Source organism: Halomonas dongshanensis (genome assembly GCF_024790395.1).
GTDB classification, from domain to species: Bacteria; Pseudomonadota; Gammaproteobacteria; order Pseudomonadales; family Halomonadaceae; genus Vreelandella; species Vreelandella dongshanensis.
On the sequence record NZ_JAJISC010000008.1, the window covers coordinates 154,962 to 178,616 of the forward strand.

Sequence of the window (23,655 nt, forward strand, 5' to 3'; positions counted from 1 at the left end):
GATCAGCGCCAGGGGAAGCCTCCCGGGCCGCCCCCCATGCCGCCGCCGGGGCCGCCTAGACCGCCCATGCCGCCGGGGCTTCCCGGGCCGCCGCCGCCCATCATGCCGGACATGCCGCGCATCATCTTCTGCATGCCGCCTTTCTTGCCGGCCTTTTTCATCATCTTCTGCATCTGCTTGTGCTGCTTGAGCAGGCGGTTGAGATCCGGCACCTGAAGGCCTGCTCCAGCAGCAATACGGCGCTTACGCGAGCCGGTGATGATGTCGGGCTTACGGCGCTCCTTGGGCGTCATCGAATTGATCAGCGCCTCGAGTTTGCCCAGCTCCTTCTCGGGGCCACCGCCTTGAGCAAGCTCCGCCATTTGGCCCATGCCGGGCAGCTTGCCGAGCAGGCTACCCATGCCGCCCATTTTCTTGAGCTGCTGGAGCTGTTCGCGGAAGTCTTCCAGATCGAAGCCGTCGCCCTTCTTGACCTTGCTGGCCAGGCGCGCCGCCTTCTCCTTATCGACCGTGCGCTCGGCCTCTTCGATCAGCGAGAGCATGTCGCCCATGCCGAGAATGCGCGAAGCGACGCGGTCCGGGTGGAACGGCTCCAGGGCGTCGACCTTCTCGCCCATCCCCATGAACTTGATCGGCTTGCCGGTGATGTGGCGTACCGACAGCGCCGCCCCGCCGCGAGCGTCACCGTCGGCCTTGGTGAGGATCACACCGGTCAGCGGCAGCGCTTCATGAAACGCTTTAGCGGTATTCACCGCGTCCTGGCCGGTCATGGCGTCGACGACGAAGAGCGTCTCTTGGGGCGCGGTTGCCTTATGTAGCGCCTGGATCTCAGCCATCATCGCCTCGTCGATGGCGAGACGCCCGGCGGTATCGACCAACACCACGTCGTGGAACTGGATCTTGGCGTGCTTGATGGCCGCTTCGGCAATATCGACGGGCTTCTGGTCCGAGCGCGACGGGAAGAAGTCGACCTCTACTTCGCGGGCGAGGGTTTCGAGCTGATCGATGGCCGCCGGACGGTAGACGTCGGCCGACACCACCAGCACCTTTTTCTTCTCGCGCTCGCGCAGAAAGCGCGCAAGTTTGGCCACCGAGGTGGTCTTACCCGCCCCCTGCAGACCGGCCATGAGCACGACCGCAGGCGCCCCCTTGAGGGAGAGGCCTTCGTTGGCCTCGCCCATGATCGCCTCGAGCTCCTGCTGGACGATCTTGACGAACTGCTGTCCCGGCGAGAGGCTTTTGGACACCTCTTGGCCCACCGCGCGTTCGCGTACGCGCTCGATGAACGCCTTGACGACCGGCAGCGCAACGTCGGCCTCGAGCAGCGCCCGACGCACCTCACGCAGCGTATCCTTGATGTTGTCATCGGTCAGGCGCGCCTGACCCTTGATGGCCTTTAACGTCTGGGAAAGACGATCGCTTAGATTCTGAAACATGGGGCTTCTGCCTCCGTCGCTGCCGTCCAGGGCTTGCACCCGGACCGATGTTGTGGGGGATTATACGCGCCAACGCGCCGAGTCTCCATGGCGCCCTCGCAGCGGCCTGCTGTGCGATCCCGTCAGGATTCGTTATAGTAGGAGAATCGTTTCGACCTCACTTCATCAGGCAATGCGCTGCAAGGCGCACGGAAAGCATCATGCAGGCGCTACCCCTCGCTACTATCGCGTTTGTTCTCTACGTTGCCGCCGCCATTTGGCAGGGCATGACGCTGTTTCGCCGTGTGCCACCGCGCCAAGGCATGGTGCGCTTACTGGGTGCGCTCGCGTTGCTACTTCAAATCCCGGTGATCGTGGGCCTGCTCTATCAATCCCCTAGCTTGCTGCCCGGCTTTACTACCAGCGTTACGCTACTGATGGCCGTCGCCGTCAACGTGCTGCTAATCTCCAGTTTGTTCAAGCCGGTACTTCACGCCAGCATCGTGCTATTTCCGCTGGCCGGAATTTCGCTGATCGTCGCCACCGGACTCCCCGCTCAGGCAGGCCCAGATGGCCTGACGCCCGGCATACTGGTCCACGCGATCACCTCGGCGCTAGCTTTTGCCGTGGTCGCCATCGCGGCCGTTCAGGCAGTGCTCGTGGGGCTGCAAAACCAGGCGCTGAAGCATCATCACATTCGCGGCATCGTGCAGTCGCTGCCGCCGCTTACCACCATGGAGCGCGTGCTCTTCGAGCTGGTCTGGGCGGGACTTGCCCTACTCACCGTTTCCATCGCCAGCGGCCTGATCTTTCTTGATAACTTCTTCGCTCAGCACCTAGCGCACAAAACGATCTTATCGCTGGCCGCTTGGGCCATTTTTACTACGCTGCTGGTGGGCCGCTACCGGTTCGGCTGGCGCGGCATGCGCGCCGTGCGCTGGACGCTCGGCGGCTGCTTTTTGCTGGTATTGGCTTACTTCGGCAGCAAGTTCGTGCTGGAAATCGTACTTCATCGCTAGCGCACCACTCCGGCCATTAGCCACACGACAAGCACCACTCGACAAACAATAGACGCCTCATTATAGGAACTTCGATTTGAGCGACGACTTCCCCCTGGGATTACTCTTTGGCTTACTTGCCACTCTCATCCTGCTCTCTGCGTTCTTCTCCAGCTCCGAAACCGGCATGATGTCGATCAATCGCTATCGGCTGAGCCACAGCGCCCAAAGCGGCAACCGCAACGCCAAGCGTGTAGTGCGCCTGCTCTCCCGGCCGGACCGGCTGATCGGGGTTATCCTGATCGGTAACAACTTCGTCAACAACCTGGCCGCGTCCATCGCCACCATCATCGCCATTCACTACTTCGGCGATGTCTCGGGTCCGGCGATTGCCACGGCCGTACTGACCATCACCATCCTGATCTTCTCGGAAGTGACGCCCAAGACCTACGCGGCGATCAAGCCCGAGCGCATCGCCTACCCCTCCTCCATGGCGCTGGAGCCGCTTTTGAAGCTGCTCTATCCGCTGGTGTGGCTGGTCAACATGGTCTCCAACAGCCTGCTGCGCCTATTTGGAGTGAAGAGCGTCGAGGGCGGTGGCGACAACCTGACCCGCGACGAGCTGCGCACCATCGTTCACGAGGCGGGCACGCTCATCCCTTATCGTCACCAAGCAATGCTGCTGTCGATCCTCGATCTGGAGAACGTCACCGTCAACGACATCATGGTGCCGCGCCACGAGGTGCTGGGCATCGATCTCGACGACGACCTCGACGCCATCCTGACCCAGATCCGCACCAGCCAGCACACGCGCTTACCGGTATACAAGGGCGATATCAACAACATCATCGGCATGCTGCATCTGCGTAACGCCGCGCGCTTTCTCTCCCGCGACGAGGTGACCAAGGCGGCGATCGTTCAGGAGGCGCGCGAGCCCTACTTCATTCCCGAATCGACGCCGCTACATACCCAACTGCTCAACTTCCAGAAGCAGAAGCGACGCATCGGCATCGTGGTCGACGAGTACGGCGACGTCGAGGGATTGGTGACGCTGGAGGATATCCTCGAAGAGATCGTCGGCGAGTTCACCACCGACGTACTGGAGGACGATGAGATTCACCGCCAGGACGATGGAAGCCACGTCATCGAAGGTACCGCGACGATCCGCGAGATCAACAAGCTCCTGGGCTGGAAGTTACCCACCGACGGGCCGAAAACGCTCAACGGGCTGATCCTCGAGCATCTGGAAGCCTTCCCCGAAGGCCCCGCCTGCCTTCAAATTGGTGCAACACGGCTAGAGATACTGGAGATTCGCGACAACCTGATCACGTCGGCGCGCTGTTGGCAGAAGCAGAAGCGGCGCTAAGAACTTCGTTAAGCAACGTCGCTAGCGTGAGGATTTGCGCTTGCGCCGCGCCAACTCGTCATCAGCGGTTGCCTTGAGGGCGCGCACCTGGGCTTCGAGGTAACTGCGCAGCGGCATGTCACCGGCATCGCTTGCCTGTACCGGAGGCCCAAAGTGCAGGCATACCTTGGCGCGAAAGCGCCGCGGCCGCTTCTTCAGCGCCGGGCCATCCCGATGCGAGGTCCATGACCCCCAAAGCCCCGCCAGCCCCGCCGGAATGATTGGCACCGGATCGCGGGCGACGATGGTCTCGAGTCCACGACGAAACGTGTGCACGTCGCCGTCGGGCGTGAGCCGCCCCTCGGGAAAGACCATGACCACCTCGCCGTTGCGCAGTGCTTGGCTCACCTCTTCAAGCGTGCGACGCAGCGCACCAGGGTCGCGCTTCTCGGACTCGACGGGAATGGCGCCCACCAGTTGAAACCACCACTTGAGCCAGGGCGAGTCGAAAATCGGCTGATCCATGATGAAACGCAGCGGCCGCGGGCTGCCTCCGCCAAGCACCAAGGCGTCCATGAAACTTACGTGATTACATACTACCAGCGCCGCCCCCCGGCGCGGCAAATGATGCCGACCACGCACGCGCAGCCGGTAGCAAAGCCCCATGGCGACCAAAATGAGATGGCGCAGAACGAAGCGAATGGTCTTGGTGTACCACGTCACGACGCCGCCCCGCGCTGCTTGAGCCCCGCCAGCACCGTGCTCACCAACTGATCGAGGAGCTCATCGACCTTGAGCTGCTGGCCCTGCCAGTAGCCTAAGCGTTCGTTGAGCCCTAGCTGCACGAGGCCATGGACGCTACCCCAGAGCGTACGCCCAAGGCGCCGCGCTTCAAGATCGTCGAGCGCAGGCTGGTAGGTCTTGAGCGAGGACTCCACCTGGGTGAACAGCGCCTGGATCAGGTCGCTTTGACGCTGATCGAGCTCGCCCTCCTGGGCCAGCGGATAGTCGAACAGTAGCTGCCAGCGGTAGCAGGCTTGTTCGGCAAAGCACCAATAGGCGTGGGCGAGCGAGCGCAGCCAGGGTTCGGGGGCGTCGTCGTCGAGTGCAGTGATCATGCGCTGAAGGCGCGCCAAGGTTTCGACGTTGACGTGCTGCAGCAGGTTGTTGAAGCTGCCATAGAGCTTGAGCAGGGTGCTCGGCGCACAGCCGATCTCCCGAGCCAGCGCGCGCAAAGAGAGCCCGTGAACGGGCTGCTGGGCCAGCCACTCATCGCAGGCGTGCATGACCTGCGCATGAAGGGCATCGGGCGCATGCTGTCTGGGACGGGCCATGGCGATCTCTTCAGGTCGACGACGAACAGAAACGAGGGGTAAGATAGGATACCCTATATCGAACACTGTTTTCGAGTTAAAAACCCGACATTTCGCGCCAACGCCAGCCGATGTTCGCGCCAAGCGCTTATCGACTCGGCGTATCACCGTTTAGATAACCGAAGGAGCCAGGAATGACGGGGCGATTGCACGTTCAGCAGCTGCCACTTGGCCGTCTGCTCCCCAACCTTGAGATCCATCAGCCGCTGCGCGAATCGCCTAATCTCGCGCCGCGCCAAGGCATTTCGGCGATCCGCTATCGCCAAGGCGCGCTCCATCTGGAGTCACTTTTCTGGGGTCTGACGCCGCCCTGGCTCGAGGTGCTCGATCACGCGCCTCACTGCGCCCGCGCCGAATCGCTCGCCTCGCGCCCCATGTTCAGCGAGGCGTTTCGCGCCCGGCGCTGCGTGGTGCCGGTCAGCGGTTTTTATGTCTGGCGCACCCAGGCGCGGGGCAAGCAGCCCTATCTCGTTACCGCCGCCACTCGCGCGCCGCTGCTGCTGGGTGGGCTTTGGTGTCGCTACCACACGACGCTGACCGACTTTACCGATTCGCTGGCGCTGATCACCGTGCCCGCCAATGCCTTGCTCGCCTCGCTGACCGACCGTTTACCGCTAGTGATGGCCCGGGAGAATCTCACCGCTTGGCTCGATCCCGCCACTCCCGAGCCGGACCTCGATCGCCTTTTGACGCCAGCGCCCCTGGAACTGTTGGGCGCTTTTCCGGTATCAAAACATGTCAATCACCCTGCCTACCAATCATCGGCCTGCGCCCACCCTATCGGGCCGATGTTGCGCTGGGCCGTGTCATAGGAGTCATGATGCCCCTGTCCATTCGTTTAACGCCGCGCTCGCAGACACGGCGACCGCTGGCCCGCGCCCTGGTGTTTGGCGCGGCGCTGTTCGCACTGCCCATCGCAATTGCCTATTCAACCGCCCCGGCGTTTGCCATCACCCCCGCCGCCGATGACGCCATCGCCGAGGTCGTCGCCCCCAGAGTCAGCCCGCACGATAACCGCGAGTATCGCGTACTGACGTTGGAAAACGGTCTCAATGCGCTCTTGGTCAGCGACCCCGACGCCGACAAAGCGGCTGCGTCGATGAACGTACGCGTCGGCAGCGCTCAAGACCCCGAAGATTTGATGGGGCTTGCCCACTTTCTCGAACACATGCTGTTTCTTGGCACCGAGCCTTATCCTGAGCCGGATGCCTACCAGCGCTACATCTCGAACCACGCAGGTTCGCACAACGCCTTCACCGCCCAGCAAGATACCAACTACTTCTTCGATATCGCCCCCGATGCCCTACCCGGCGCCCTGGACCGTTTCAGCGAATTCTTCCTCACACCGCTGTTCAACGCCGATCATCTGGCCAGCGAGCGCAATATCATTCACTCCGAATATATGGCACGCATTCGCGACGAGTCACGGCGGGAAAACGAGGTCTTGAACCTCTTTTTAAACCCGGACAACCCCACGACGCAGTTCGCCGTCGGCAGCCGTGAGACCCTGGCCAACCCGCCCGAAGGGGCGGCCAACCTGCGCCAGCGCATCATCGACTTCTACCATCAACACTACGACGCCAACGTCATGAACCTCACCGTGGTGGCGCCGCAGTCGCTGGACACCCTGGAGGAACTGGTCGCCACACGCTTCGCGCGCATTCCTGACAACGGCCTAAGCGCGCCCGAGATCGAGGCGCCGCTAGTCGAGCCCCAAACGCTGCCGCTCTACCTGGAGCGTCAGTCGCTGCAGGATCGTCGTCAGATCAATTTCTATTTTCCCATCCCCGACCCCACCGACGAATACCGCACCAAACCCACCCAGATGCTGAGTCACCTGCTCGGCGACGAGGGCGAGGGCAGCCTATTTGCCGTCCTGCGCGATGCAGGGCTTGCCGATACGCTCTCCACAGGACTTGCGCGTGGCGACGGTAACGAGGCGCTGTTCGTCGTCTCCGTAGGGCTCACCCCAAGCGGCGCCGAGCGCCTTGATGACATCGAGGCGACGCTCTTCGCCGCCATCGACCAGATTCATCAAGAAGGGCTCGAACCCTGGCGCTACGATGAGCAAAAGCGCCTGCTCGAACAGGCGTTTCGCTTTCAGCAGCATGGCGCCCCGGTGCAGGAGGCGATGCGTCTGTCGATGAGCCTCTCACGCTATCCGGTGGAGGACGTTCAGTACGCCGCCTACCGCATGGACGGCCCCGACCTCGAGCGTGAACAGATGTATCTCGACGCCCTGACACCCGAGAACCTGATTCGGGTCTACTCCGCCGCTGACATCGAGAGTGACGAGATCTCACCCTGGTTCAACGTTGCCTGGCGTCACATCACCCACACTGGCGTTGGCACGGCCTTGCCGGGGCTACGTCTTGCCGACCCCAACCCCTTTATCGCCGACGATTTGACTCTGCAAACCGGGCAAGACGAGGCGCCGGGCGTACTGATCGAGACGCCGCACTTCACCGTCTGGCACATGCAGGATGCGCGCTTCAATACGCCCAGCGTCGAGTGGCGCGTCAGTCTGCAGCATCCGGGTATCAACCGCTCGGCAGAAGAGGCCGTGCTCAACCGCCTGCTGGCGAGCTGGGTCAACGACAGCTTGAACGAGTCCCTCTACCCTGCGTGGCTGGCCGGACAGTCGTTCAGCGCCTATCCCCACGCTCGCGGCATTACGCTCTCGTTCTCGGGCTGGCGCGACGGCCAGACGCCACTGATCGAACGTGCCCTGATGCAACTGCAAAGCGCCGACATCAGCGAGGCCTCCTTCGAGCGCGTGCGCTACCAGCTCGAGCGCGAGTGGCGCAACGCTCCACAGTCAGCTCTGACCTCCCAGGCGAGCCGCCTGTTGGGCGAAACGCTGCTAACGCCGCAGTGGTCGACCGATGAGCTGCTCGCCGCCAGCCAGCGGCTGACGCTGCACCACCTCAAGGACTACCGAAAGCGTTTTCTCGACGCGCTCTACGTCGATGGTATGGCAGTGGGCAACCTCGACGCCGAGCAAGCGCGCGAGCAGGCCGCACTCATCGAGCGCACCCTGCGCCCGCGTCTTGAGCGCGACGATATCGACAGTTTCAGCCTCTTGGCCATTGGCGAAGGCGACGACGCCGTGCTGCGCCCGGATAGCCGCCGCGAGGAGACGCTGGTGATGCGCTATCTACAAGGAAGGAACCAAAGTATCGAGGAGCAAGCGACGCTCAGCGTCATCGGTCAGTGGCTGGAAACGCCCTTCTATCAGCGACTGCGCACCGAGGAGCAACTGGGCTATATCGTCAACGCCGGTTACTCGCCGATTCTCGAAGCGCCGGGCGTATCGCTCATCGTGCAATCGCCAGATGTGAGAAGCGACGAGGTCGTCGCGCATATGGACGCCTTCCTCGATGAGGCCACTGCACGGCTTGACGAACTCACTGAAGAGGAGCTCGCGACGTACCGCCAAGCGGTCTACAACCAACTGCGCCAACGCGATACCAGCCTTGCGGGCATGGCAACGCGCTACTGGCAGGCCACGGCGCTCGAGGAGATCCGCTTCGATCAGCGCGAACGGCTAGCCGAGGCGGTGCTCGACGTGAGCCTCGAAGATTTGAAAGACGCTTGGCCCGCGCTACGCGCGCACCAGCTCGACATCCGCTTCGACCCTGGTGACGACGCCACCCCCGCCGCCGACTACCGCGAGACGCTGAGCCCTCTGCCTGCGACCGCCACCTCTCGATAACGCGAGCCACGCCCAGGCCTTCACCCCTCGAAGGCCTGGGCGGGCAGCATGGCCTCGACGAACATTACGACCTCTTCAAGAATTTGGCGCTCGGCATCGCTCAGCGTCGTTTGGTTGTAGCGCTCGATCTCACGCGCGAAGCCTTTGAGCGTCAGGCTTGCGGTTGCGGCGTCGTTCAGCCGCTGCCAGCGAAACGCCTCCCACTGGCTGCGCTCCTCCCCTTCGAGGGTTTCGGGATAGCTGCGCGCGCGGTAGCGAAACAGCATCTCTTCAAGCCGTGCATCCTGGAAAGCGAAGCGTTGTCCTACCAGATCCCACGCGGGCAGCTGGCGCACGGCTTCCATTTGCTGGCGATCGGCCGCCGAGAAGAAGCTTCCCGAATAGAGCATGAGATCAGGATCGTCGACGCCGCCGTCGTGGGGTGCGGCGAAGACCTCGGCGACCTTTTGGGCCAAATTGGGCACCTCGCGCAGGCGCTTCCAGTGCTGGCGGCAGCGATCAAGATCCAACTGAAGACGCTCGACGATGGCACCGTACTCGCCCTTTTGCGGCCCTTCGACCTCTTTCAGCGCGCTGGCGGGGAAAATTACCGGGCAACGGTTGATATGGATCACCTTGAGGGGGATTCGCGTCTCGCCTTCGGCGAGGTCGGCCTGGCTTACGAACACGCGTTCGCGAATGGCCTCGGCCGATAGCGCCAGCATGTCGCTGGGGTCGACGCTGAGATCGTAGACGATCACCCCGTTGGGATTACTTGGGTGCTCGGCTAAAGGCATCACCAAGGCGCTACAGCCACGGCTTGCCGGGTAGCGTCGGGAGATATGCAACAGCGGCTTGGCGCTGGGCAGATCGAGCTGGCGCGAAACCGCGCGCTTGCCGCGCAGCCCCAGCAGGTAGTCAAAGAGCTTGGCGTTATGCTGGCGCAAAAGCCGAGCAAGCGCGATGGTAGCGCGGACATCGGCTAAAGCGTCGTGGGCGCCTTGGTGGGGAATGCCGTTGGCGGCGGTAAGCGCTTCGAGTTTGAAGCTCGGGGTCTTGTCGTCACGCTGCGGCCAGTTGATACCTTCAGGGCGCAGAGCATGAAAGGCGCGCACCACGTCGATCAGATCCCAACGCGAATTGCCGTTTTGCCACTCGCGCGCGTAGGGGTCGAGAAGATTACGATAAAACAGGTGGCGCGAAACTTCGTCGTCGAAGCGTAAGCTATTATAGCCGACCACACAGGTGCCCGGCTCGCTCATATGGCGCAGTACTTCAGCAGCGAACTCGGCTTCGGGGACGCCGCGCCGCTGGGCTTTCTGCGGCGTGATACCGGTGATGAGGCAGGCGGCGGGGTGCGGCAAGTAGTCGTCGGCGGGCTTGCAATAGAGCTCGATCGGCTCGCCGATCTCGTTTAACTCGGCATCGGTGCGAATGGCCGCGAACTGAGCGGGCCGATCCCGTCGCGGGTCGGCCCCGAACGTTTCGTAATCATGCCACAGGAAACTGGCCGGGGCGGCACTGGATGGCGCCATCAACATGCTCTCCGCTGGACTCAAAAGCCCAAGCCTAGCATAACCCCGGCGCCCGCCGCGTCACGATTTGGGCAGGGTAACGTTCAGCTCTAGTACCGAGCAGTTGTCCTCGCTGTCCAGCGAGATCTGAATGGCATCGTCGCCAACTTGGACATAGCGACGAATGACCTCCAGCAGCTCGCGTTCGAGCAGCGGCATGTAATCGGGTTGACCACGCTGGCTGCGCTGATGCGCCACAATGATCTGCAGACGCTCCTTGGCTACCGACGCGGATTTCTTGCGCTCACGCTTCAAGAAGTCCAGCAGTTTCATCGACGATTCCCTCCAAACATCCGGCTCAGAAGCCCCTTGCGCTGCATCTCGTGAAAGCGCAGCGGTATCTCTTCGCCCAGCAGTCGCGCCACGGTATCGGCGTAGGCCTGGCCTGCGTCGCTAGCGCCATCGTGGGTCACCGGCACGCCCTGGTTGGAGGCGCGCAACACCGCTTCCGACTCGGGGATCAAACCGAGCAGGTTAACGGCCAGAATTTCGCGGATGTCTTCGAGGGTGAGCATGTCGCCGGTGGTCACCCGTTGCGGATTGTAACGGGTGATCAGCAGGTGCTCTTTGATCGGGTCCTGGCCCTGTTCGGCGCGCTGGGTCTTGGAGGAGAGCAGCCCAAGGATGCGGTCGGAGTCGCGCACTGAGGAGACCTCGGGATTGGTGACGACGATGGCTTCGTCGGCGAAGTACATCGCCAACTGCGCGCCACGCTCGATACCCGCGGGTGAATCGCACAGAATGAAATCGAACTCGGCCTTGAGCTTCTCCAGCACCTCGGCGACGCCCTCTTTGGTCAAAGCGTCTTTGTCGCGGGTTTGTGAGGCCGGCAAAATGAACAGGTTCTCGACCCGCTTGTCGCGAATCAGCGCCTGATTGAGCCCGGCCTCACCCTGGATCACATTGACCAGGTCATACACGACGCGACGCTCGCATCCCATGATGAGGTCGAGGTTACGCAGACCAACGTCGAAATCGATGACGACGGTCTTCTTGCCGCGCAGCGCAAGCCCGGTGGAAATTGCCGCGGCGCTGGTGGTTTTGCCGACCCCCCCTTTACCTGAGGTCACTACGATGATCTTGGCCAAGAGTCACTTCCTTCTTGAAGTTGGGCTACGAGAGGTATGTCGTGGGACGTTGCGCTAAACGCCGCCGCCGAGCGATATGCCACTGTAACGGATAAGCCTTCCTTACGTCGCCTACTGCCGTCAAACCCGCTGGCGTCACGCTAGGCCAACGGTTTGATTTCCAGCTGCTCTTTTACGAAGTGCACCTCGACGGGCACCCCCAGCAGTTTGGGGTCGATGTCTTCGAGACGCTTATAGGTCCCGGCCACCGAAATCAGCTCCGCTTCGAGTTCGCGGCAGTAAATGCCGGCCTGAGCGTTGCCGTGGATGCCCGCCAGCGCCCGCCCCCGCAGGGCGCCGTAGACATGAATGCTGCCAGCAGCGAGCACCTCGGCTCCGGCATTGACCGCGCCGATCACCACCAGATCACCTTCGGCGGCGCTAACCTGCTGGCCCGAGCGTACCGTACCGCGATAAAGCCGTGTGGTCTCGCTCAAGGCCACCGGCGCATCGGCGGCGCGCTCCTCGACCACCTCGGTGGCTGCGGGGTCGACGGCATCGTTCGTGCGCTCGGATACGCTCTCAAGAATTCGGGCGCGCCCCTCCTCCACTGGCGGAAACCAGCCCAAGCCCAGCGCCCACGCCGATTGGCGAATCGGCTCGCTGCCGCCGCGTACCGCGACCGGCAACAGCTTGTGATCGCGACATACCGCACAAATACGCTCGAGCGCCAAGTGTGGCTCATCGAGTTTTTCCACGCTCAGGACAACCGGTGTATGCTGAAAGAAAGCGGGAGCCTGCGAAAGCTTTCCTGCCAGTTGGCGCCGAATATGTTCGGGGTCCGCACTGGCCAGTTCCATGACGGTCATCGGCAGCATGCCGCCTTTGAAGGTGAAGGCCACGTCGGCACTATCCACGTTGAGACTCACGGCCGAACTCCATGTGATGATCGGTTAGAATAAGCAAAGCTAAGCGACAGCGTCGGCAACTGCAACCGCCCGTTCGTCGATGGCCAATTTTTTTCACGCGAAGTACCGGTTTACAGGATGATCCATGCACGGACTGTTTAGACGCCTGTTCGCGCCTCGCTGGCAGCACCCGGACGCCGAGACGCGCCGCCAGGCGCTCGCAACTCTCGACCCCGCTAACCCCGAGCAGCGTAAAACGCTCGAGCGCCTGACCAAAGACCCAGACGCTAGCGTGCGCTGGGCGGCCCTTGAGCGCCTCGATGATCTGCCTCGGCTCATGGACGAAGCCGCCTCTTGGCTCGGCAACGCTCCCGTTTCAGACAGCGCTGCGCACCGAGCGCTGCTCGGGCGCCTTTGCGGGCGTATTGGCAGCACCGACCTGACCACGCGTAAAGCACTGCTGGCGCGCATCGAGCAGCCCGGCCTACTAGCGGCTATTGCCTTCGAAGGCGACAACCTTGGCCTGCGCTTGCAGGCGCTCGAACGCCTCGACGACGAGGCCTACTTGATCGAGCAGGCCTGCGACAATGGTGTCGCCAGCGTGCGCCAGCGCGCTGCCGAGCGCGTTACCAGCGAAGAGGGACTCAAACAACTGGTGAAACAGGCGCGCCGCGACCGCCAAGTGATGCGTCTGGCGCGCGACCGCCTGAGCCAGTTACGCGCCGACGCCGAATGGGTCACCCAGCAAGAGAACCAGCGTAAGCACGTGCTCGACCAGCTCGAGCAGCAGGCACGCTCTGCTTGGGAACCGCTCTATGGTGCTCGATTGCGCCATCTGCAGCGCGAGTGGGAGCAGTTGACACATCCCGCAAGCGCCGAAGAGGAGACGCGCTATCAGCAGGCGATCATCGGCTGTCGGCGCACCCTCCAACAGCACGAGGCCCGAGAGCAGTCACAGCGCCACAGCGAGTCGTTGCGCGACCAGAGTAGCGAGCAGCGCGAACAGTTGATCACCTCGCTCGAAGAGACGCTCTCCGCCCTGCGCCATGCGCGCAAACTGAGCATTCAAGACATGGCGAGCCTCGCCGCCCAGCGCCGCCTTCACGGTCAGCGCTGGCAAACGCTCTCCGATAGCCACCCGCCCAGTGAATCACAGCGCCAACGCTACCAGGCCGCCATTGCCATCGCCGAAACCTTTGGCGACGCCTGGCAGCGCCTGCTGGAGCAAGCGCCCACGCTTGAACGCGCTTTGGAAGCGGACGACTATGCCGCTCTCGAACAAGCGCTACGCGCGTGCCGCTGGCCAAGCGAGCTCAAGGCGCCACCGCTGATTGCTGACGCCCGCCGCGCGCTGGAGGGCGCCAACGCTGATAGCGCGGCGAGCTCGCCATCGCTGGCTCAAGCCGAAGAGGATCTCGACACCCTCGAGCAGTGGCTCGAGCGCGGCAACTTCAACAATGCCAACCGTCTTCACCAGCGCGTCAAACCCGCTATCGATGCGCTCACCGGGAGCGACGCCGAGCCGCTACAGGCGCGCCTCAAAAAGCTTGGCGCGCGCTTGGCGGAGATGCGCGACTGGCGCGGCTTTGCCGCAGGCCCTAAACGCACGCAGCTGTGCGCTGCAATCGAGGCCTTGGCTGATGATGAAACGCTTAGCGACGACGCGCTCGACCGCCGCCATCGCCAGTTGGTCAAGGAGTGGAGCGCCCTGGGCGACGCCGCTGCCAATCGCGAGCAGTCAACGCAGTTTCGCAGCGCCTCCGATCGCATTCACCAGCGTCTTGCCAGTTGGCGCGAGCGCCTGAGTCAGGAGCGCGAGGTCAACCTCAAAGCGCGCGAGGCCCTCTGCGAACAGCTCGAGGCATTGCTCGATCAGCCCGCCGACAATGCCGACCCCGATGCGCTGCGCGAAATTCGCGACAAAGCCCGCCACCAGTGGCGCCACCACACGCCGGTGCCACGTGAGCAGGCGGACGCCATCGGCCGCCGCTTCGGTAAGATCCGTCACCGCTTGCAGGCGCTGATCGACGAGCGCGCCGAGCAGATCGCCGATCACAAGCGTCACCTGGTCGAGGCCACTCAAGCGCTGAGCAATAGCGATCAACCACTTTCACAGCGTATCGAGCAGGCCAAGGCGCTACAGCAGCAGTGGCGCGCGCTGGGCCGCGCGCCCAAGGGCGAGGAGCAGGCACTATGGAAAGCCTTTCGCGCTGAGTGTGACCGCCTGTTTGCTGAACGCGATGAGCAGAGCAAAGCGCGCGCCTCGTATCAGCAGACGCAGCTCGACGCCATGCAAGCGCTGATCGATCAGATGGAGCAGTGGCAACCCAATGACGCGAGCGAAAGTGCCAAGCTAGACGCCTTTCTCGCCGAGGCCGAGCGGCTAGAACCCCTGCCCCGCCATCGCCGCAGCGAAGGTATGCAGCGCCGCTTGAGCGGCATCGTTCGTGCTCGCCGCGAGCGCTTGAGCCGTCTGGCAATGGCCGAGATCGCCCGGCAGTGGAAGGGCCTCATCGCGCTCCAGCGCGCTCACCTCGCCGCCGACCAAAAGGCGCTCGATGAAGGCGTGCGCGATGAGGTCGATGCGCAGGCCGTGGTAGGTAACGAAGCGCTGCCACCCGAGGCGCGCAACGCGCACAAGACGCGCAATCGCCAACGGTTAGCCTTGGCTCAAGAAGCATCGAGCGCTCAAGCAACGGAGATGGCCGAGCGCCTGGCGCGGCTTCGCGTTCATCTAGCGCTGTTGGTGCAGGGACGCGTCATGCAGGGCGACGAGCCGCTACGCCTGGCCATCCAGGTCGAGCGCCTCAACGAGGGCATGAATCAGCTTCCCGACCGCGAAGCAGAAATCCGCTCGGTGCTGGCCGCCATACTAGCGCTTGGACCCATGCCACTTGTAGTGTGGGAGAAAGAAAAACGCGAACTGGGGGCGCTGCTGGAACATCTCAGCCGTGTACCTCCCCCCTAAATATCACCGCTATTACACAGCGAACGGCGGCGAGGGGAAAACCTCTCGCCGCCGTTCGTTAGCGATGACGCAGACCGCATCAGCTCATAGTGTAAGACTCATAGTGTCAGCCCATGAACTGCCCACCGTTGATATCTATGTTGGCCCCCGTGATGAATCCCGACTCCTTATCGGCCAGGAACGTGACCAGCCGGGCGATCTCTTCCGGCGTACCATAGCGCTTGACCGGGATCGTTTCACGGATTGCTTCGCGCACCTTTTCGGGAATCTTCATGATCATGTCGGTGGCGATATAGCCCGGCGAGACGGTATTCACGGTGATGCCTTTGGTCGCCGTTTCCTGTGCCAATGACATGGTCAGGCCGTGCATGCCCGCCTTGGCAGCAGCGTAGTTGACCTGGCCAAACTGCCCCTTGCGCCCGTTGATCGAGGAGATGTTGATGATGCGCCCATAGCCGCTTTCGAGCATGGGTTCGATCACGCTGCGGCAGGTATTGAACACGCTGTTGAGGTTGGTATCGATCACCTCGTGCCACTGCTCGTAGGACATCTTCTTGAGCGTGCCATCGCGAGTAATGCCCGCACAGTTGACCAGTACGGCAATGGGGCCATGCTGTTCGGTGATCTCGCGCGCACCGTTGATGCATTCGCTGTAGTCAGAGAGATCGACGCCCGACATGGCGATATTATGAAACCCATCGGCTTGCTGCTCCTCGAGCCAAGCTGCCGCCTTGTCGGGGTTGCGATACCCCGCCACCACCTGATATCCCGCCGCAGCCAGTCCGCGACAGATCGCCGTCCCGATACCACCTGTTCCACCCGTGACCCAGGCGACGAGAGCTTGATTGGCCATTGACTATCTCCCTGATATGGCGAAAGGCTTAGCGGCAAATGCTTTTTTGCTGGGCATCGCAAGCCATCATGAGTGAGCGCGACGGAGCCATCGGTACGCGCCCTGCAGTGAGCAAGACCGGCACGTTATCGTTACTCTTAAAGGCGCCATGCCTTGACCTCTCAAGCATAGCTGTACTCCCCCAATGTTGCATACGGCAGTGCTGCGAATGGCGTTGAACGGGCATTCTCACAGAGCGCTTGACTTTGGTCTAAAAAACCGTAGAATATGCCCACGTTGATGCGGGGTGGAGCAGTCTGGTAGCTCGTCGGGCTCATAACCCGAAGGTCATCGGTTCAAATCCGGTCCCCGCTACCATCATTCAGAAAAACCCGATTCTTTCAGAGAATCGGGTTTTTTGTGTTTGTTAGGTATATCGAGGGAAGGCGCGCGTCGGGCTCAGCTCATTGTAGACCCTTGAAGGTCATCGGCTCCAACCCGGTCCCGGTTGCTTCTATTTTTAATAAATCCGCCTCTTATCCTTAGTATTCGCGATCAGCGAGCCATGCTCGCATCATGTCGATCGCACCCTGGTGATGAGGGATCATGCCGCGCATGAAATCTACATCTGTGTTACCAGCGAATTCGATCATCATACCTTCATGCATGCGGTCGTTAGCTACTCGATAGGCCGCTGTCGGCGGCAGCATCTACGGAGCCGACCGTGGAAGCTGCGCGTGAACACCTCCTTTATTTCGCCTTAAAACTTCAACTTAAAGCCTCCCATCGTTGTAGAGTCAAGGACCTGAATCCAGAAATAATTAGCCTTGACCTTCCAGCGTTGGGAAGCCCTACCTTCTTGCTGGACACTTTAAACAGTCATTCCAAGGAGACCACATGCCCCCCTTTATCAAGCGCGGCTCCTTGCCGGAAACCGCAATCACCCTGCCCATTGAGGGTATGAGTTGCGCGTCCTGCGTCGGGCGCGTTGAAGCCGAGCTGAAGAAGGTGGCCGGCGTTGGCGCCGTTATCGTCAATCTCACGACCGAGCGCGCCGTTGTACGTGGCGATGGCCCGCTCGACCGGGCGGCGCTGGTCAAGGCGGTGGAGACGGCAGGCTATGCTGTTCCTGCGGCTACGACCGAGCTTTCTATCGACGGCATGACCTGCGCCTCCTGTGTGGGCAATGTCGAGCGGGCGCTAAAGGCGGTGCCGGGCGTGACGGATGCCACCGTCAATCTAGCCACCGAGCGCGCAAGCGTGCGGGGTTCCGCCGATCCAGCGGCGCTCGTCGCCGCCGTCGCCGGTGCGGGCTACACGGCGAAGAGCTCAGCCAGCGGCACGGTGGATGCAGAGGAGACGGCGGTGAAAAAGAAGGCCGAGCAGGCCAAGCTTAAGCACGACCTGACTTTCGCCGCCGTGCTGACGCTGCCCGTCTTCATCCTCGAAATGGGTTCGCACCTCATTCCGGGCACGCATGAGCTGATCATGTCGACCATCGGCATGCAGTGGAACTGGTATATTCAGTTCGCGTTGACGACGCTGGTGCTGTTCGTGCCCGGCATCCGCTTCTACAAGAAGGGCCTCCCGGCGCTCGCTCGACTCGCTCCCGACATGAATTCGCTCGTCGCAGTCGGCACCATGGCGGCCTATTCCTATTCGCTCGTTGCGACCTTCGTCCCCGCGCTGCTGCCCGCCGGGACGGTCAATGTCTATTACGAGGCTGCCGCCGTCATCGTGACGCTGATCCTAGTCGGGCGCTTCCTTGAGGCGCGGGCCAAGGGCCGCACCTCGGAAGCGATCAAGCGACTGGTTGGCTTGCAGGCCAAGACCGCCCGCGTGCGCCGCGACGGCAGAACCGCCGAGATCGCCATCGACGAGGTGGCGCCCGGTGATGTGGTCGAGGTGCGTCCCGGCGAGCGCGTGCCAGTGGATGGCGAGGTCGTCGAGGGCGAGAGCTATGTCGATGAATCGATGATCACCGGCGAGCCGATCCCGGTCGCCAAGACGGTCGGCAGCAAGGTGGTCGGCGGCACCGTCAATCAGAAGGGCGCGCTGGCTTTCACCGCGACGGCGGTGGGCGGTGCGACGGTGCTGTCTCAGATCATCCGCATGGTGGAGGAGGCTCAAGGCTCCAAGCTCCCCATCCAGGCCATGGTGGACCGGGTCACGATGTGGTTCGTTCCCGCCGTGATTACTGTCGCGACCCTGACCTTTCTCGTCTGGCTCGTCTTCGGGCCGTCCCCGGCGCTGACCTTCGCGCTGGTCAATGCGGTCGCTGTACTCATCGCCGCCTGCCCCTGCGCCATGGGGCTCGCCACGCCCACCTCGATCATGGTCGGCACCGGACGCGGCGCGGAGATGGGCGTACTTTTCCGCAAGGGCGAGGCGCTGCAACTTCTCAAGGACGCCAGGGTGATCGCAGTCGACAAGACCGGCACGCTGACCGAGGGCAAGCCCGCGCTCACCGATCTCATTGTGGCCGAGGGTTTCGCTCGCAACGACGTGCTGGCCAAAGTTGCGGCCGTCGAGGCGAAGTCCGAACACCCCATCGCCCGCGCTATCGTCGAGTTGGCCGAGACCGATGGGCTGGACATTCCGTCCATCTCGAGTTTCGCGTCCGTCACCGGCTTCGGCGTCAAGGCGGAAGCAGACGGCGAGCGCGTCGAGATCGGCGCGGATCGCTATATGACGCGGCTCGGCCTTAATGTCAGCATCTTCAGGGAAACGGCCGCGCGTTTGGCAGACGAGGGCAAGTCGCCGCTCTATGCCGCCATCGGCGGCAGGCTGGCTGCGATCCTCGCCGTCGCCGATCCGATCAAGGAGACGACCCCTGCCGCCATCGCCGCCCTGCACGATCTCGGCCTCACGGTCGCGATGATTACTGGCGACAACCGTCGCACCGCCGAGGCCATCGCAAAACGTCTCGGCATCGACGAGGTGGTGGCCGAGGTGCTGCCCGAAGGCAAGGTCGAGACGATTAGAGTGCTCAAGGCCCGGCACGGCAAGCTCGCCTTCGTCGGCGACGGCATCAACGATGCCCCGGCGCTCGCCGAGGCCGATGTCGGCCTTGCCGTCGGCACGGGCATCGACATCGCTATCGAAGCGGCGGACGTGGTACTCATGACCGGCAGCCTCAAGGGCGTGCCGAACGCCATCGCTCTGTCGCGCGCGACCATCGGCAATATCCGCCAGAACCTGTTCTGGGCCTTCGCCTACAATACGGCGTTGATTCCGTTGGCGGCCGGCGCGCTCTATCCAGCCTTCGGCATTCTGCTCTCGCCGATCTTTGCAGCCGGCGCAATGGCGCTGTCATCGGTGTTCGTGCTCAGCAATGCGCTGCGTCTCAAGCGCTGGCGCGCCTCTAACAGCCAAAGCGGAGATGGCTTCACAGGCCGGTCCCCGAATCGCCGCAGCCGCACACTGAGAAAGGAGGAATGAACATGAACATCGGGGATGCTGCGCGTGCTTCGGGCGTCTCGGCCAAGATGATCCGCTACTATGAGCAGATCGGACTAATCCCGCCGGCAGCCCGGACAGCATCGGGCTATAGGAATTACTCCGACAACGACATCCACATACTGCGTTTCGTAAGGCGGGCGCGCGATTTGGGCTTTTCGGTCGCTGGGATTAGTGAATTGCTGGGGCTCTGGCGCAACCGAAGCCGCCAAAGTGCCGATGTAAAGCGCATCGTACAAGCGCACATCGCAGAACTTCGCCAGAAAATCGAGGATCTTCAGCAGATGGCAGATACGCTGCAAGTGCTGGCCGACTGCTGCGCTGGCGACAATCGCCCCAACTGCCCTATTCTCGCCGACCTCGAAACGGTCAATGGCAAAGCGCCGAAGACCTAGCCACGCTCTGGTGCAGTGAACCCTCTACCGTGAAAGTCGCGCCGAACGGCAAATAAGAAAAAGTGATAATGAACCACCAGACTGCCATTGAAACTCGGAATTCATAGAATGACCGCAGCTCTTTGGGTCGCACGGTAGAGGAAGGCCAGCGCCGGTACCCTTACTGCCTTCTCTGGTGACTACGACCCCGAGCAGGCCCAGCCCCTCAGTGATCACCGTCGCCGTACACCCTGGAAGTGGAAAAAGCGCTTGCCCAGTATGATTGCCGCCGTCGCCGACCGGCTGCGTGAAGAGTGGAGCCCGGAGCAGATCAGCGTTTCGCGCAGGCTGGTGCGGCTGTTGGAGCAGGTGCCCTTTGGTCCTCCCCCACTGATTGGGCTATCGCCCGCCAGCCCCGGAAACCACTCTTCTCATGGAACAAAGGCCAGCGATGCACTAACTTTTAAAATGGAACACTCAAGTGGGCTGATCGATAAACGAGCTAACTTCTGTCTTTTCACATTTCACATTTGTCGAGATCAAACGGCAGCATAAGCGGCCCATCAAAAGTACAGTTTCTGCAAAGGAGTTTCTCGATGCGCTATATATCGTTCGCGCAAGCAGCAGCCATTCTGACGGCGCTTTCCATCACTTCGGCAGCCTATGCCAATGACACCGAACAAGCGGGCAACGGGGCCTCTGAGACTCCCGTGATCCAGGGCGAAGCAGCAGCGGGGGGCGATGCCGTGGCGGCCCCGCTGGTCGTCGATATTCCGGGCGAAAGCGGTGCGACCGTCACGATCGAAGTAACGTCGATGGAAATCGTCGGGGAATTGCTGCGGATCGGGGTAACGTTCACGCCAGAATGGCAGATCGAGCCCTTTTCCGGACGCAGCCCCGATCTCGCCCAGGTGCTGGGCGCAAATCTCAGTAATCCTATAAATGCGCGACTGATCGATCCGGCCAATCTGCTTGAATATCAACTGGTCACCCGCGGGTCAAGCCGCGTGATTCCCATGACTGAAGGCGTCCCCCGCACGGTTTATTTCTATTTCGGAACGCCGGTCGAAGAGATGGAGAGCTTCGACCTTTATCTGGAGGCAGAACGGGTCGCCTTGCCGCCGCTTACCGATGTCCCCTACCAGGTGGAATGATGTTGTATCGCACAGCCCATTTATTACTTGTTGCGCTTCTTACGATGTCTCTTCCGTCATGGGCAATCGCTGAAGATGTCGACCTTCTTGACGAGATGAGCACGCCGGACAGCGCCGAGATTGCCGCCTCGATCTCTCCGTTGACCTCCCGTATCAGCAGGATCGATATCCCCCCGCCGGTGCGTCTTGAGGTCTCCCCACCTCGCAGTCTCAGGGCAGAGGTCGAAGACGAGGATCAGACAACGATCACGCTGAGCGCGGATGTGCTGTTTGCCTTCGATGAGGATGTCCTCAATGCTCGATCGGAACGGATTGTTCGGGCCATCGCCGATAACGAGTTGATGGATACGGTGGGGGCGATTCATGTGATCGGCCACACGGACTCCATAGGCGATGATGCGTACAATCAGGGCCTGTCGGAGCGGCGGGCCGCAGCGGTTGCTTCCGCATTGCGTGATGTGCTGGGAACATCACGTGAGATCGAGGAAGACGGGCGAAGCTTCCACGAACCTGTTGCTGAAAACACTCTGCCGAACGGAGACGATAATCCGGAAGGGCGCGCACAGAACCGGCGCGTCGACATCATCTTCGCCAACGAATGACCTAAAGGGTTGCAGGACACAATGGAAGTCATTGACCCGTGCCGACCGAGCCGCTAGCGCTGAGCCGCATCTCCAAATCCGCCATCGTGGAGGTGGCGGTCATAACCTACCTGTCCGGCGATTCCGCCTACCGGCGTGAAGCAGCCATGTCGCGCCGCTTGGACAAGCTCGGCCGCCACCCGGCTCGCCGACTATCTGTCATGAACCTCATTGATCGACTCCGGCTGGGGCATCTTTTGGTATGACGCCGAACGCTTAAGCAGAGTATGATGTTTTTATAAATTCGTCATACCAATAGCACCAAGCACTCGGGAAACTTCATGCGATCACTTCTCAAGTCGGCATCAATTGTTGCGCTCGTCGCCGGACTGGCGGGGCCAGCCGCAGCCGAAACGCTCGGTTTCTCTTGGCCGGTCAACGTCGGGCCGCTCAATCCGCACCTCTATTCACCCAACCAGATGTTCGCTCAGGTCATGGTCTTCGAGCCGCTGGTGAAGTATCAGGAAGATGGCAGCTTGGCGCCCTGGCTCGCTTCCGCCTGGGAAATTTCCGAGGACGGCCGTACCTATGAGTTCACCCTGCGCGACGATGTCACCTTCTCTAACGGTGAACCCTTCGATGCAGAGGCAGTCGTGGCCAACTTCGATGCCATTCTAGCTAACCGCGAACGCCATGCTTGGCTCGAGCTTACCAACCAGATCCAACAGGTGGAGGTGATCGACGAGCACCATGTGCGCTTGACGCTTCAAGACAGCTACTACCCACTACTGCAGGATCTTTCGCTGCCGCGGCCGTTTCGTTTCGTCGCCCCCTCACAGTTGATTGATGGTGAGTCAGCGCAGGGTATCACCGCGCCCATCGGCACCGGCCCTTGGGTACTGGCCGACACGCGCCTGGGCGAATACGACCACTTCGTGCGTAACGAACATTACTGGGGTGAGAAGCCAGCGCTTGAGGGAGTCAATATTAGCGTCATCCCCGACCCCAATACCCGCGCCATTGCTTTCCAAACGGGTGGGATCGACCTGATCTATGGCGTTGATGGCCCCATTTCCCCAGACACCTTCCAGCGCTTCGAGCAGATGGGCCAGTTCACTACCGAAGTGTCCGACCCCATCGCGACCCAAATGCTAGCGATCAACAGCCAGCAGGAAGCGACTCGCGATCAGGCCGTTCGTGAGGCGATCAATCACGCCATCGACAAGCAGACCATGGTAGACACCGTCTTTTATGGCACGCAACCAACGGCTGATGCGCTGTTCTCTCCCACGCTGCCCTATGCGGATGTGCCTCTTGCACCCTATGCGTTCGATCCCGAGCTCGCGCGACAGCTGTTGGAGGGTGCGGGCTGGAGATTGGGCGATGCAGAAGGCGTGCGCCAGCGTGAAGGCGCGCGCCTGAGCACCGATTTGGTCTATGTCGGCAACGACGCCGTATCGAAGTCGATGGCCGAAATCATTCAGGCGGACTTGGCGCGCGTGGGTATCGAGACGCGCCTGATCGGCGAGGAAGAGAGCAGCGTCTATGCGCGCCAGCGCGACGGTCGCTTCGGCATGATCTTCAATCGCACCTGGGGAGCCCCCTCCGATCCGCACGCTTTCATCAGCTCCATGCGCGTGCCTGCCCACGCTGACTACCAAGCTCAGCTAGGGCTCGACGATAAAGCCGACATCGATGCCATGATCAGCGACATTCTGACGACCACAGGCGAAGAGAGGCGCCGTGAGCTCTATACCGCTTTGCTAACGAGGCTGCACGAATCCGCCATCTATGTGCCGCTGACGTACACCAACGCCATTGCGGTGGCGCGCCCCGAGCTGGGACCCATTCCCTTTGGCGCCATGGCAAGCGAAATTCCCTTCGAACGTATCGCACCTCAAGGTCAGTAACCG

20 protein-coding genes, 1 tRNA gene and 1 pseudogene are annotated in these 23,655 nt (G+C 61.8%); 13 read left to right on the forward strand and 9 right to left on the reverse strand.

Annotation, left to right across the window (positions count from 1 at the left end):
• Positions 1-2 precede the first annotated feature (2 nt).
• Positions 3-1,436: a signal recognition particle protein gene (gene ffh / locus LLY24_RS16290; protein ID WP_259037362.1), complete on the reverse strand. Its 1,434-nt coding sequence runs from the start codon at positions 1,434-1,436 to the stop codon at positions 3-5.
• Between the two features lie 200 nt (positions 1,437-1,636).
• On the opposite strand from ffh, the gene LLY24_RS16295 reads away from it, so the two are divergent.
• Positions 1,637-2,434 carry a cytochrome C assembly family protein gene (locus tag LLY24_RS16295; RefSeq protein WP_259037363.1) on the forward strand — a complete coding sequence of 266 codons (798 nt, stop codon included), beginning with the start codon at positions 1,637-1,639 and terminating at the stop codon, positions 2,432-2,434.
• A gap of 76 nt (positions 2,435-2,510) precedes the next feature.
• Positions 2,511-3,779 carry an HlyC/CorC family transporter gene (locus tag LLY24_RS16300; RefSeq protein ID WP_259037364.1) on the forward strand — a complete coding sequence of 423 codons (1,269 nt, stop codon included), beginning with the start codon at positions 2,511-2,513 and terminating at the stop codon, positions 3,777-3,779.
• 21 nt (positions 3,780-3,800) lie between these two features.
• On the opposite strand, the gene LLY24_RS16305 is transcribed toward LLY24_RS16300, so the two are convergent.
• Complete coding sequence (locus LLY24_RS16305) at positions 3,801-4,424, reverse strand: 1-acyl-sn-glycerol-3-phosphate acyltransferase (RefSeq protein ID WP_267135379.1); 624 nt, start codon at positions 4,422-4,424, stop codon at positions 3,801-3,803.
• Between the two features lie 53 nt (positions 4,425-4,477).
• On the reverse strand, positions 4,478-5,092 hold the full coding sequence (locus LLY24_RS16310) for a TetR/AcrR family transcriptional regulator (protein WP_259037366.1): 615 nt from the start codon (positions 5,090-5,092) through the stop codon (positions 4,478-4,480).
• Between the two features lie 173 nt (positions 5,093-5,265).
• On the opposite strand from LLY24_RS16310, the gene LLY24_RS16315 reads away from it, so the two are divergent.
• Positions 5,266-5,943: an SOS response-associated peptidase gene (locus LLY24_RS16315; protein ID WP_259037367.1), complete on the forward strand. Its 678-nt coding sequence runs from the start codon at positions 5,266-5,268 to the stop codon at positions 5,941-5,943.
• 5 nt (positions 5,944-5,948) lie between these two features.
• Entirely contained in the window at positions 5,949-8,846 is a 2,898-nt protein-coding gene (locus LLY24_RS16320; RefSeq protein WP_427854571.1) for an insulinase family protein, read from the forward strand.
• A gap of 20 nt (positions 8,847-8,866) precedes the next feature.
• Here the strand turns inward: LLY24_RS16320 and sbcB are convergent, their stop codons facing one another.
• The 4 genes from sbcB to minC form a co-directional block, all read right to left on the reverse strand.
• Positions 8,867-10,360: an exodeoxyribonuclease I gene (gene sbcB, locus LLY24_RS16325; protein WP_259037369.1), complete on the reverse strand. Its 1,494-nt coding sequence runs from the start codon at positions 10,358-10,360 to the stop codon at positions 8,867-8,869.
• Between the two features lie 60 nt (positions 10,361-10,420).
• The gene (gene minE, locus LLY24_RS16330) at positions 10,421-10,672 is read right to left on the reverse strand and encodes a cell division topological specificity factor MinE (protein WP_259037370.1); all 252 of its coding nucleotides are present in this window, start codon (positions 10,670-10,672) and stop codon (positions 10,421-10,423) included.
• A complete protein-coding gene (minD, locus tag LLY24_RS16335) occupies positions 10,669-11,487 on the reverse strand; it encodes a septum site-determining protein MinD (protein ID WP_259037371.1) in 819 nt (272 codons plus the stop codon). The genes minE and minD overlap by 4 nt, the downstream gene beginning before the upstream one ends.
• 140 nt (positions 11,488-11,627) lie before the next feature.
• The gene (gene minC / locus LLY24_RS16340; RefSeq protein WP_259037372.1) at positions 11,628-12,395 is read right to left on the reverse strand and encodes a septum site-determining protein MinC; all 768 of its coding nucleotides are present in this window, start codon (positions 12,393-12,395) and stop codon (positions 11,628-11,630) included.
• A 124-nt stretch (positions 12,396-12,519) separates the two neighbouring features.
• Here minC and LLY24_RS16345 point away from each other — a divergent pair, with 124 nt between their 5' ends.
• Positions 12,520-15,342: a DUF349 domain-containing protein gene (locus tag LLY24_RS16345; protein ID WP_259037373.1), complete on the forward strand. Its 2,823-nt coding sequence runs from the start codon at positions 12,520-12,522 to the stop codon at positions 15,340-15,342.
• A 106-nt stretch (positions 15,343-15,448) separates the two neighbouring features.
• Here the strand turns inward: LLY24_RS16345 and phbB are convergent, their stop codons facing one another.
• Positions 15,449-16,195 carry an acetoacetyl-CoA reductase gene (gene phbB / locus LLY24_RS16350; RefSeq protein ID WP_259037374.1) on the reverse strand — a complete coding sequence of 249 codons (747 nt, stop codon included), beginning with the start codon at positions 16,193-16,195 and terminating at the stop codon, positions 15,449-15,451.
• 280 nt (positions 16,196-16,475) lie between these two features.
• On the opposite strand from phbB, the gene LLY24_RS16355 reads away from it, so the two are divergent.
• A tRNA-Met gene (locus LLY24_RS16355) sits at positions 16,476-16,552 on the forward strand.
• A gap of 164 nt (positions 16,553-16,716) precedes the next feature.
• On the opposite strand, the gene LLY24_RS16360 is transcribed toward LLY24_RS16355, so the two are convergent.
• Positions 16,717-16,884, reverse strand: coding sequence for a DUF305 domain-containing protein (locus LLY24_RS16360; protein WP_345799661.1), 168 nt, complete (start codon positions 16,882-16,884; stop codon positions 16,717-16,719).
• A gap of 187 nt (positions 16,885-17,071) precedes the next feature.
• Between LLY24_RS16360 and LLY24_RS16365 the strand changes: the two genes are divergently transcribed.
• From LLY24_RS16365 to nikA, 7 genes and pseudogenes are all read left to right on the forward strand, one after another.
• Positions 17,072-19,615 carry a heavy metal translocating P-type ATPase gene (locus LLY24_RS16365; RefSeq protein ID WP_259037375.1) on the forward strand — a complete coding sequence of 848 codons (2,544 nt, stop codon included), beginning with the start codon at positions 17,072-17,074 and terminating at the stop codon, positions 19,613-19,615.
• A 2-nt stretch (positions 19,616-19,617) separates the two neighbouring features.
• Positions 19,618-20,028 carry a Cu(I)-responsive transcriptional regulator gene (cueR, locus tag LLY24_RS16370; protein WP_259037376.1) on the forward strand — a complete coding sequence of 137 codons (411 nt, stop codon included), beginning with the start codon at positions 19,618-19,620 and terminating at the stop codon, positions 20,026-20,028.
• A gap of 180 nt (positions 20,029-20,208) precedes the next feature.
• A pseudogene (locus LLY24_RS18405) lies at positions 20,209-20,343 on the forward strand (IS30 family transposase); the annotation flags it as partial.
• Positions 20,344-20,603: 260 nt separating this feature from the next.
• Positions 20,604-21,161: a hypothetical protein gene (locus LLY24_RS16380; protein ID WP_259037378.1), complete on the forward strand. Its 558-nt coding sequence runs from the start codon at positions 20,604-20,606 to the stop codon at positions 21,159-21,161.
• Positions 21,161-21,763 (forward strand): OmpA family protein, encoded by a 603-nt coding sequence (locus LLY24_RS16385; protein ID WP_282563429.1) that lies wholly within the window; start codon positions 21,161-21,163, stop codon positions 21,761-21,763. Before LLY24_RS16380 ends, LLY24_RS16385 begins: the two co-directional genes overlap by 1 nt.
• A gap of 38 nt (positions 21,764-21,801) precedes the next feature.
• Positions 21,802-22,008, forward strand: a complete 207-nt coding sequence (locus LLY24_RS16390; RefSeq protein ID WP_259037379.1) for a hypothetical protein — start codon at positions 21,802-21,804, stop codon at positions 22,006-22,008.
• Between the two features lie 75 nt (positions 22,009-22,083).
• A complete protein-coding gene (nikA, locus tag LLY24_RS16395) occupies positions 22,084-23,652 on the forward strand; it encodes a nickel ABC transporter substrate-binding protein (protein WP_259037380.1) in 1,569 nt (522 codons plus the stop codon).
• Positions 23,653-23,655: the final 3 nt, after the last annotated feature.

Excerpts from the sequence above, each read along its gene's own strand:
- ffh (WP_259037362.1), bottom strand. The coding sequence starts at position 1,436 with ATGTTTCAGAATCTAAGCGATCGTCTTTCCCAGACGTTAAAGGCCATC.
- LLY24_RS16295 (WP_259037363.1), top strand. The coding sequence starts at position 1,637 with ATGCAGGCGCTACCCCTCGCTACTATCGCGTTTGTTCTCTACGTTGCC.
- LLY24_RS16305 (WP_267135379.1), bottom strand. The coding sequence starts at position 4,424 with ATGGGGCTTTGCTACCGGCTGCGCGTGCGTGGTCGGCATCATTTGCCG.
- LLY24_RS16310 (WP_259037366.1), bottom strand. The coding sequence starts at position 5,092 with ATGGCCCGTCCCAGACAGCATGCGCCCGATGCCCTTCATGCGCAGGTC.
- LLY24_RS16315 (WP_259037367.1), top strand. The coding sequence starts at position 5,266 with ATGACGGGGCGATTGCACGTTCAGCAGCTGCCACTTGGCCGTCTGCTC.
- LLY24_RS16320 (WP_427854571.1), top strand. The coding sequence starts at position 5,949 with ATGATGCCCCTGTCCATTCGTTTAACGCCGCGCTCGCAGACACGGCGA.
- sbcB (WP_259037369.1), bottom strand. The coding sequence starts at position 10,360 with ATGGCGCCATCCAGTGCCGCCCCGGCCAGTTTCCTGTGGCATGATTAC.
- minE (WP_259037370.1), bottom strand. The coding sequence starts at position 10,672 with ATGAAACTGCTGGACTTCTTGAAGCGTGAGCGCAAGAAATCCGCGTCG.
- LLY24_RS16345 (WP_259037373.1), top strand. The coding sequence starts at position 12,520 with ATGCACGGACTGTTTAGACGCCTGTTCGCGCCTCGCTGGCAGCACCCG.
- phbB (WP_259037374.1), bottom strand. The coding sequence starts at position 16,195 with ATGGCCAATCAAGCTCTCGTCGCCTGGGTCACGGGTGGAACAGGTGGT.
- LLY24_RS16360 (WP_345799661.1), bottom strand. The coding sequence starts at position 16,884 with ATGCTGCCGCCGACAGCGGCCTATCGAGTAGCTAACGACCGCATGCAT.
- LLY24_RS16365 (WP_259037375.1), top strand. The coding sequence starts at position 17,072 with ATGCCCCCCTTTATCAAGCGCGGCTCCTTGCCGGAAACCGCAATCACC.
- cueR (WP_259037376.1), top strand. The coding sequence starts at position 19,618 with ATGAACATCGGGGATGCTGCGCGTGCTTCGGGCGTCTCGGCCAAGATG.
- LLY24_RS16380 (WP_259037378.1), top strand. The coding sequence starts at position 20,604 with ATGCGCTATATATCGTTCGCGCAAGCAGCAGCCATTCTGACGGCGCTT.
- LLY24_RS16385 (WP_282563429.1), top strand. The coding sequence starts at position 21,161 with ATGTTGTATCGCACAGCCCATTTATTACTTGTTGCGCTTCTTACGATG.
- nikA (WP_259037380.1), top strand. The coding sequence starts at position 22,084 with ATGCGATCACTTCTCAAGTCGGCATCAATTGTTGCGCTCGTCGCCGGA.